6 protein-coding genes are annotated in these 8,693 nt (G+C 72.7%); 2 read left to right on the forward strand and 4 right to left on the reverse strand.

The window, feature by feature from the left end:
* Positions 1-18 precede the first annotated feature (18 nt).
* From ACIP94_RS12275 to ACIP94_RS12290, 4 genes are all read right to left on the reverse strand, one after another.
* Positions 19-1,476 carry an NCS2 family permease gene (locus ACIP94_RS12275; RefSeq protein ID WP_402423385.1) on the reverse strand — a complete coding sequence of 486 codons (1,458 nt, stop codon included), beginning with the start codon at positions 1,474-1,476 and terminating at the stop codon, positions 19-21.
* Between the two features lie 167 nt (positions 1,477-1,643).
* A complete protein-coding gene (locus ACIP94_RS12280; RefSeq protein WP_402423388.1) occupies positions 1,644-4,025 on the reverse strand; it encodes a xanthine dehydrogenase family protein molybdopterin-binding subunit in 2,382 nt (793 codons plus the stop codon).
* A 2-nt stretch (positions 4,026-4,027) separates the two neighbouring features.
* The gene (locus ACIP94_RS12285) at positions 4,028-4,606 is read right to left on the reverse strand and encodes a (2Fe-2S)-binding protein (protein ID WP_402423391.1); all 579 of its coding nucleotides are present in this window, start codon (positions 4,604-4,606) and stop codon (positions 4,028-4,030) included.
* Positions 4,606-5,496 (reverse strand): FAD binding domain-containing protein, encoded by an 891-nt coding sequence (locus tag ACIP94_RS12290; RefSeq protein WP_402423394.1) that lies wholly within the window; start codon positions 5,494-5,496, stop codon positions 4,606-4,608. Before ACIP94_RS12290 ends, ACIP94_RS12285 begins: the two co-directional genes overlap by 1 nt.
* A gap of 441 nt (positions 5,497-5,937) precedes the next feature.
* Between ACIP94_RS12290 and ACIP94_RS12295 the strand changes: the two genes are divergently transcribed.
* Both ACIP94_RS12295 and ACIP94_RS12300 read left to right on the forward strand, forming a co-directional pair.
* Complete coding sequence (locus tag ACIP94_RS12295) at positions 5,938-7,605, forward strand: PucR family transcriptional regulator (protein WP_402423397.1); 1,668 nt, start codon at positions 5,938-5,940, stop codon at positions 7,603-7,605.
* A gap of 152 nt (positions 7,606-7,757) precedes the next feature.
* The gene (locus ACIP94_RS12300; protein ID WP_402423400.1) at positions 7,758-8,546 is read left to right on the forward strand and encodes a hypothetical protein; all 789 of its coding nucleotides are present in this window, start codon (positions 7,758-7,760) and stop codon (positions 8,544-8,546) included.
* The last annotated feature ends 147 nt before the right edge of the window (positions 8,547-8,693 follow it).

The following is an 8,693-nucleotide window of genomic DNA, read 5'->3' on the forward strand; positions in this document are numbered from 1 at the left end:
AAGGGCGGAGGCGGGCCGCTAGCGGACGCCCAGCCAGTGCTCGATCGGATGGAGGGCGAAGTAGACCAGGAAGACCACGGTCAGCCCCCACATGAAGGCGCCGATCTCGCGGGCCTTGCCCTGGGCTGTCTTGATGGCCACGTATGCGACGACGCCCGCGGCGACGCCGGTCGTGATGGTGTAGGTGAACGGCATGAGGACCACGGTCAGAAAGACCGGGATCGCGGTGGCGCGGTCGCTCCAGTCAACGTGACGGGCGTTCATCAGCATCATCGCACCGATGACGACCAGTGCGGCCGAGGCGACCTCCTGCGGCACGATCGCCGTCAGCGGGGTGAGGAACAGGCAGGCAGCGAAGAACAGCCCGGTGACGACCGAGGCGAGGCCCGTGCGGGCGCCCTCGCCGACACCGGTGGCGGACTCGATGAAGACGGTCTGGCCGGAGCCGCCCGCCACTCCGCCGATCGCACCGCCCGCGCCGTCGATGAACAGGGCCTTGGACAGGCCCGGCATCCGGCCCCTGTCGTCGGCGAGACCGGCCTCGGTGCCCACGCCGATGATGGTGGCCATCGCGTCGAAGAAGCCCGCGAGGACGAGCGTGAAGACGATCATGCCTACGGTCATCGTGCCGACCTTGTCCCAGCCGCCGAACGCCACACGCCCGAAGAGCGAGAAGTCGGGCATCGAGACCGCGCCGCCGTGCAGCTCGGGAGGCCCGCCCGCCCAGGCGCCGGCCTTGATGACCCCGGCGGCGTTGAGCAGCGCGGCGACGACCGTGCCGCTGACGATGCCGATCAGGATGGCGCCGGGGACGTTGCGGGCCTGGAGCATGAAGATCAGCAGCAGGGTTGCGGCGAAGAGGAGGACGGGCCAGCCGGTGAGCTGTCCCGCCGGGCCCAGGCTGAGCGGGGTGGCCTTGCCCTGGTGGACGAATCCGGACTTGTAGAGGCCGATGAGGGCGATGAACAGTCCGATGCCCATGGTGATGCCGTGCTTGAGCGCCAGCGGGATCGCGTTCATGATCATTTCGCGGAGCCCGGTGACCACCAGCAGCATGATGACCGCGCCGTACACCACGCACATGCCCATCGCCTGCGGCCAGGTCATCTGCGGTGCGACCTGGGAGGACAGCACGCCGGAGACGGAGAGGCCGGCGGCGAGGGCGAGCGGTGCCTTGCCGACGAAACCCATCAGCAGCGTGGTCAGGGCCGCCGCGAAGGCGGTGGCGGTGATCAGGGACTGTCGGCCGAGGGTGTCCCCCGCCGCGTCCCGGCCGGACAGGATCAGCGGGTTGAGCAGCAGGATGTACGCCATCGCCATGAAGGTGGTGACGCCGCCGCGCACCTCGCGCGCGAGGGTGGATCCGCGCCGGGATATGTGGAAGTACCGGTCGAGCCAGGACCGGCCGGCCGGGGCGCGGGTTTCCGCGCCCGCGGCCTCGGCGGTGGGCCTGGGCTCCAGGGACTGCTGGGTCATGGTGCCATCTCCCAAGGTTCACAGGGGCACCCGCGGGCCGCCTTCGGCGGCCTGCGGGATTTGGGAAGGTGCACGACCCGGGGGACGGCCCGAGACGAACGGTGGTACTGCGCGTGCGCCGGCGCCGGGTGGCCTGCAGATGTGGCCCGGCGACGGCGCGAGCGGAACTATGCGGTGCCGGTGAGGTGTTCGGGCCGCACAGGGGTCCGGTTCAGCTCCAGCCCTGTCGCGTCGCGGATCGCGGCGAGGACCGCCGGGGTCGACGACAGGGTGGGGGCCTCGCCGATGCCACGCAGGCCGTAGGGGGCGTGGTCGTCGGCGAGTTCGAGCACGTCGACGGGGATGGTCGGCGTGTCGAGGATGGTGGGGATCAGATAGTCCGTGAAGGAGGGGTTGCGCACCTTCGCGGTCCTGGGGTCGACGACGATCTCCTCCATGACCGCGATGCCCAGGCCCTGGGTCGTACCGCCCTGGATCTGGCCGACGACGGACAGCGGGTTGAGCGCCTTGCCCACGTCCTGGGCGCAGGCCAGTTCGATGACCTTGACCAGGCCCAACTCGGTGTCCACCTCCACCACGGCGCGGTGCGCGGCGAAGGAGTACTGGACATGGCCGTTGCCCTGGCCGGTGCGCAGGTCGAAGGGCTCGGTCGGCCGGTGCCGCCACTCGCGCTCGACCTCGACGACCTCGTCGCCGAGGACGTCGACCAGGTCGGCGAGCACCTCACCGCCGTCGGTGACGACCTTGCCGCCCTCCAGGAGCAGTTCGGCGGTGGCCCAGGCGGGGTGATACGAGCCGAACCGGCGGCGCCCGATCTCCAGGACCCTCTCGCGCACCTGCTCGCAGGCATGCCGCACGGCGCCGCCGGTGACGTAGGTCTGGCGGGAGGCGGAGGTCGAGCCCGCCGAGCCGACCCGGGTGTCCGCCGGGTTGATCGTCACCCGGCTGACGCCCAGCTCGGTGCGGGCGATCTGGGCGTGGACGGTGACGCCGCCCTGGCCGACCTCGGCCATGGCCGTGTGCACGGTGGCGACGGGCTCGCCCGCTACGACCTCCATGCGGACCTTGGCGGTGGAGTAGTCGTCGAAGCCCTCGGAGAAGCCGACGTTCTTGATGCCGACGGCGTAGCCGACGCCGCGGACGACCCCCTCGCCGTGCGTGGTGTTGGACAGTCCGCCCGGCAGCTGCCGTATGTCCGCGCCCTCGGAGCTCTCCCACTGGCGCTCCGGCGGCATGGGCATCGCCTTGACACGGCGCAGCAGCTCGGCGACCGGCGCCGGGGAGTCGACGACCTGCCCGGTCGGCATGACCGCGCCCTGGGACATCGCGTTCAGCCGGCGGAACTCCACCGGGTCCAGCCCGAGCCGCCGCGCCACCTTGTCCATCTGGGCCTCGTAGGCGAAGCACGCCTGGACCGCGCCGAAGCCGCGCATGGCGCCGCAGGGCGGGTTGTTGGTGTAGAGGGCGATCGCCTCGATGTCGACGTTGTCCACGACGTACGGGCCCACGCCGAGCGAGGAGGCGTTGCCGACGACGGCCGGGGAGGAGGAGGCGTATGCCCCGCCGTCGAGGACGATCCGGCATCGGACGTGGGTGAGCTTGCCGTCCCGGGTGGCCCCGTGCTCGTAGTACAGCTTCGCCGGGTGGCGGTGGACATGCCCGAAGAAGGACTCGAACCGGTTGTAGACGATCTTGACCGGCTTCCCGGTGCGCAGGGCGAGCAGACAGGCGTGGATCTGCATCGACAGATCCTCGCGGCCCCCGAAGGCGCCGCCGACACCCGCCAGCGTCATCCGGACCTTGTCCTCGGGCAGGCCCAGCACGGGCGCGATCTGGCGGAGGTCGGCGTGCAGCCACTGGGTGGCCACGTAGAGGTCGACGCCGCCGTCCTCCGCGGGCACGGCGAGGCCGGACTCGGGGCCGAGGAACGCCTGGTCCTGCATGCCGAAGTGGTACTCGCCCTCGACGATCACATCGGCCCGCCGGCGCGCCTGCTCCATGTCGCCGCGCACGATCGGCTGGCGGTGGACGATGTTCGGGTGCGGGACATGGCCGGCGTGGTGATCGGTGCGGTTCTCGTGGATCAGGACGGCGTCCGGGGCGGTCGCGGAGGCCTCGTCGGTCACGAGGGGCAGCTCGCGGTACTCGACCTTGATCTTGGCGGCGGCGCGGCGCGCGGTCTCCGGGTGGTCGGCCGCGACGATGGCGACGGGCTCGCCGTGGTGACGCACCCTGCCGTGGGCGAGGACCGGGGTGTCCTGGATCTCCAGGCCGTAGTGCCGCACCTCGGTCGGCAGGTCGTCGTAGGTCATGACGGCGTACACGCCGGGGGTGGCGAGGGCCTCGCTCGTGTCGAGGGAGACGATCTCGGCGTGCGCGACCGTGGAGCGCAGGATCTGGCCCCAGAGCATGTCCTCGTGCCACAGGTCCGACGAGTACGCGAACTCGCCGGTGACCTTGAGGGTGCCGTCCGGGCGGAGCGTGGACTCGCCGATGCCGCCCTTGGTGTGCGAGCCTTGTGTGATCTTGGTGGGAGCGCCGTTCGGCATCGTCAGACCCCCTCGGACTGCCGGGCGGCCGCCAGGCGGACCGCGTCCATGATCTTCTCGTAGCCGGTGCAGCGGCACAGATTGCCGGAGAGCGCCTCGCGGATGTCCGCGTCGGTGGGGTTGGGGTTGCGCTCCAGCATCTCGTCGGTCGCGACCAGCAGCCCCGGGGTGCAGAAGCCGCACTGGACGGCGCCCGCGTCGATGAACGCCTGCTGGACCGTGGACAGCTTTACGCCCTCGCCGGTCCCCGAGTCGATGCCCTGGGCGCCCCAGCGCCTGGCCTCGTCGAGGGGGGTGCCGCAGGCGCCGGCACCGGTGCCCCGGGAACGCTCCTTGGCGTACTCCGCCAGGCCCTCGACCGTCACGACCTCCCGGCCCTCGGCCTGCCCCGCCGCCACCAGGCAGGAGCACACCGGCAGGCCGTCCAGACGGACCGTGCAGGAGCCGCACTCGCCCTGCTCGCAGGCGTTCTTGGAGCCCGGCAGGCCGAGCCGCTCGCGCAGCACGTACAGCAGGCTCTCGCCCTCCCACACGTCGTCCGCTTCCTGGGGACGTCCGTTGACCGTGAAGTTGACGCGCATTACGCGGCTCCCTTTGCGATGCGGGCGGTGCCGCGGTACGACTCCCAGGTCCAGATCAGGGTGCGGCGGGCCAGGACGCCGACCGCGTGGCGGCGGTAGTCGGCGGTGCCGCGGACGTCGTCGATCGGATTGCAGGCGGCCGAGCACAGCTGCGCGAACTCCCGGGCGACCGACGGGGGGACGACCGCGCCGCTGTCCCAGAGGCCGTCCTCGTCGAGCGCGGCGTTCAGGAACTCCTCCGCGGCCCGGGCGCGGACGGGGGTCGGTGCGGCCGAGCCGATGCCGGTGCGGACCGTGCGGGTCTCGGGGTGCAGCGCGAGACCGAACGCGCACACCGCGATCACCATCGCGTTGCGGGTGCCGACCTTCGCGTACTGCTGCGGTCCGTCGGCCTTCTTCACATGGACGGCCCTGATCAGCTCGTCCGGGGCGAGCGCGTTGCGCTTCACCCCGGTGTAGAAGTCGTCGATCGGGATCAGCCGCGTGCCCCGCACCGAGGCGGCCTCCACCTCGGCGCCTGCCGCGAGGAGGGCGGGATGGGCGTCGCCGGCCGGGGAGGCGGTGCCGAGGTTGCCGCCGACGCCGCCGCGGTTGCGGATCTGCGGGGAGGCGACGGTGTGGGAGGCGAGGGCCAGGCCCGGCAGCTCGGTCCGCAGATGCTCCATGATCCGCGCGTAGGGAACCGAGGCGCCGAGCCGCACGCTGTCGTCACCGGTCTCCCACTCGGAGAGTTCGCCGATGCGGTTGAGGTCCATCAGATACGCGGGCCGGCGGTGGTCGAAGTTGATCTCGACCATCACATCGGTGCCACCCGCGATCGGCACGGCGGTGGGGTGCTCCGCCTTGGCGGCGAGCGCCTCATCCCAGGTTGCGGGGCGAAGGAAGTCCATGAACGGCTCTCTTCTTCGTCTCGAGGGGCGTGGGTTTCGAGCCAGATCGGGTGCGGCGCGCCCGGCTCGTTCATGTCCTGTTCACGCGGTGCGGGCCCAGTACAACGCCCGGTCCGTCATCGCGGTCAGTCACCGAAACCATGAAGGAGTTGGCTGGCCAGGCCAGGCATCTTGTAGATTCATATGAACAGAGGCCATCGGTAACCTCTCCGCTTTCCTCCGGAAACACGGCGTCCGCCCGGAGGAGAGCGCGAGCCCGGCTTCCGAAAGCCCCAGGGCAACGCCCTGGACCTGCCCACGGAGGCCGAGGCCCTCCAGCGGAAGCCGTGGGCACGCGCTCCGGACGGGAGGGGAACCTCCTCGCGGAGCCCGAGGACCCGCCCGCCGGGCCCTCACCCCGACCGAACGTGGATTTCCGGACAAGAACGGCGGCGACGAGACATGCGCCTGCGCGCACTGCTGAACACCGACGCGCTGGGGCTGCGGCTGCTCGGCGGCGAGGACGAGCTGGACCGCACCGTGCGCGGTGTGATGACGACGGACCTCAAGGACCCGAGCCGCTATCTGTCCGGCGGTGAACTGGTCCTCACGGGCCTGGCGTGGCGGCACGACACCGCCGATTCCGAACCCTTCGTCCGGATTCTCGCTGGTGCGGGCGTCTCCGCACTCGCCGTGGGCGAGGCGGAGCTGGGCGACATCCCGGACGATCTGCTGGTGGCCTGTGCCCGGCACCGGCTGCCGCTGTTCGCCGTGCACGAGTCCGTGGCGTTCGCCACGATCACCGAGCATGTGGTGCGCCAGGTCTCCGGCGAGCGGGCCGGGGACCTGGCGGCCGTGGTGGACCGGCACCGGCGGATGATGACCTCGGGTCCGGCGGGCGGCGGCCCGGACGTCGTCCTGGATCTGCTCGGCTCCGACCTGGACCTGCGCGCCTGGGTGCTCTCCCCCACCGGCCGGCCGATCGCCGGGGCGGCGCCGGGGCTCGGCGCGGACGTGTGCGCCGCACTGGCCGCCGAGCATCTCGCGGCGGCGCGCACCGGCCGCAGGGGACCGCACCGGGCGACGGTCGGCACGAGGACGTACTCGCTGTTCCCGGTCCACGGCAGCACGGGTCGCCCGGGGGGCGCCGCCCGGGACGTACGGGAGACGGTGCTGTCCGACTGGGTGCTCGCCGTCGAGGCGGATTCCGGGGACTGGCCCGCCGAGCGGCTCGATCTGCTCCAGGGCGTCACCCAGCTGATCGCGGTGGAGCGGGACCGGCGGGACGCGGCCCGCACCGTGCGGCGGCGGCTCGCCCAGGAGGTCCTGGAGCTGGTGCAGTCGGGGGCCGCGTCCGCCGAGATCGCGGCCCGGCTGCGGGTCGCCGCGCCGGTGCTGCTGCCCGGACTGGGCGCGGCCCCGCTCTGGCAGGTGGTCGTGGCCCGGGTCGAGTGGGACGGCGGCGGGATCGAGGGCGGTCCGGTCGCCCAGTCGCTGCTGGAGGAGATGCTGGTCGACCCCTCGTCGGCCGGCCCCGAGCACTCCGACCGGATCGCGGTCGCCCACACCGGTGACGAGGCGATCGCGCTGGTCCCGCTTCCCGCGGTCTCCGGGGAGCCCGACGGGTCCGAGCCGGGCCTGCACGCCGACGCTCTGCTGGCGGCCGTACGGGAGCCGCTGTCGGCGGGCCTCGACGACGACGGGCGCCTGACGCTGGGCGTCAGCGCCGCGGTGCACTCGGCGGAGGGGCTGCGCGGCGCCCTGGAGGAGGCCCGGCACGCCCGCCGCGTCGCCGCCGCCCGCCCGGGCCGGGTCTGCGCGGCCGGCCACGACGAACTGGCCTCGCATGTGCTGCTGCTGCCGTTCGTCCCGGACGATGTGCGCCGCGCCTTCACGGCCCGCCTGCTGGACCCCCTGCGCGACTACGACCGCCGGCACCGCGCCGAGCTGATCCCGACCCTGGAGGCGTTCCTCGAGTGCGACGGCTCCTGGACCCGCTGCGCGACCCGGCTGCACCTGCACGTCAACACGCTGCGCTACCGGGTAGGGCGTATCGAGCAGTTGACGAGCCGTGACCTCTCGCGCCTGGAGGACAAGCTCGACTTCTTCCTCGCGTTGCGCATGAGCTGAGGTCACGGCAGTGTGGCACCGGTGGCACCCACCGCCCCCGGTGTCCCACGACTTTGTGAAATCCTTCACCCACCCCCTTGGCCCGGTACCGCGATTGGTGCTGGAATGCCGCCACCACTCAACAGCTCAATGGCGTGCTCGGGGAGGGCAACGTGGCGCATACCGCCATGTCCGGTACCGGAACGACCGCAGGTGACGATCCCCTCCAGACCGCGGTGTGGCGGCTGCGCTCACGCGCCTGCTGGGCCGACGCGGCAGCCCTTCTGCCACCGGAGACGGCTCAGGCGTCGCTTCAGCGGGCCTCGCTGTTCGTCGAGCGGTGTCTGTACACGGAGCAGGGCTGGGAGGAGGCCGAGGACGCGTTGCGTACGGCCGAGGCCCAGGCGCACAGCGACGAGGAGCGGGGCGCCGCGGCCTGTGAACGCGGGCAACTGGCCTACGCGGCCACGCTGCACGGCGTACGGGACCGGGCGGACGAGGCGCGGGCCGCCCTCGGCCGGGCCGCGGCGCTGATCCCACCCGGCGCCCCGGGCCGGGCGCTGCTGGACTTCCGGCGCGGGCTCCTCGCCGAAAACCTCGCCCGCTCCCCGCAGGCGGCCCGTGCCGCCTACCGGCGGGCCCACGCGGGCGCCTCCGCGCACGGGGACGCGCTGCTGCTCTCCTTCACCTGGCGGCATCTCGCCGGGCTCGCCCTGCGCGACGGCGAGGTGACGGAGGCACGGCACGGCTTCACGGAATCGCTGCGGATCCGGGAGGAACTGGGCTACCTCGTCGGTACGGCCCCGGCGCTGGCGTCGCTCGCGGACGCGGAGGCCGAGCCGGACGCCTCCCGGCTGCGGGCGGAGGCGGGCCGGCTGTTCCGCCTCCTGGGCGGTGTACCGACGTGGCTGGCACGGCAGTTGGCCTCGGTGACCCCGGCGGCGGGGCCGGCCGCCTCGTAGGGACTCTCGGGCGGGCGTCCCGGGCCGGGGACTCGGGCCGGGGACTCGGCCCGGGGACTCGGCCCGGGGACTCGGCCCGGGGACTCGGCCCGGGGACTCGGCCCGGGGACTCGGCCCGGGGACTCGGCCCGGGGACTCGGCCCGGCG

Origin of the sequence: Streptomyces sp. NPDC093261, from assembly GCF_044753645.1 — a bacterium.
In the GTDB taxonomy this organism is placed as follows: domain Bacteria; phylum Actinomycetota; class Actinomycetes; order Streptomycetales; family Streptomycetaceae; genus Streptomyces.

Bases quoted from the DNA above. Each gene is read 5' to 3' on its own strand.
- ACIP94_RS12275 (WP_402423385.1), bottom strand. From the start codon at position 1,476: ATGACCCAGCAGTCCCTGGAGCCCAGGCCCACCGCCGAGGCCGCGGGC.
- ACIP94_RS12280 (WP_402423388.1), bottom strand. From the start codon at position 4,025: ATGCCGAACGGCGCTCCCACCAAGATCACACAAGGCTCGCACACCAAG.
- ACIP94_RS12285 (WP_402423391.1), bottom strand. From the start codon at position 4,606: ATGCGCGTCAACTTCACGGTCAACGGACGTCCCCAGGAAGCGGACGAC.
- ACIP94_RS12290 (WP_402423394.1), bottom strand. From the start codon at position 5,496: ATGGACTTCCTTCGCCCCGCAACCTGGGATGAGGCGCTCGCCGCCAAG.
- ACIP94_RS12295 (WP_402423397.1), top strand. From the start codon at position 5,938: ATGCGCCTGCGCGCACTGCTGAACACCGACGCGCTGGGGCTGCGGCTG.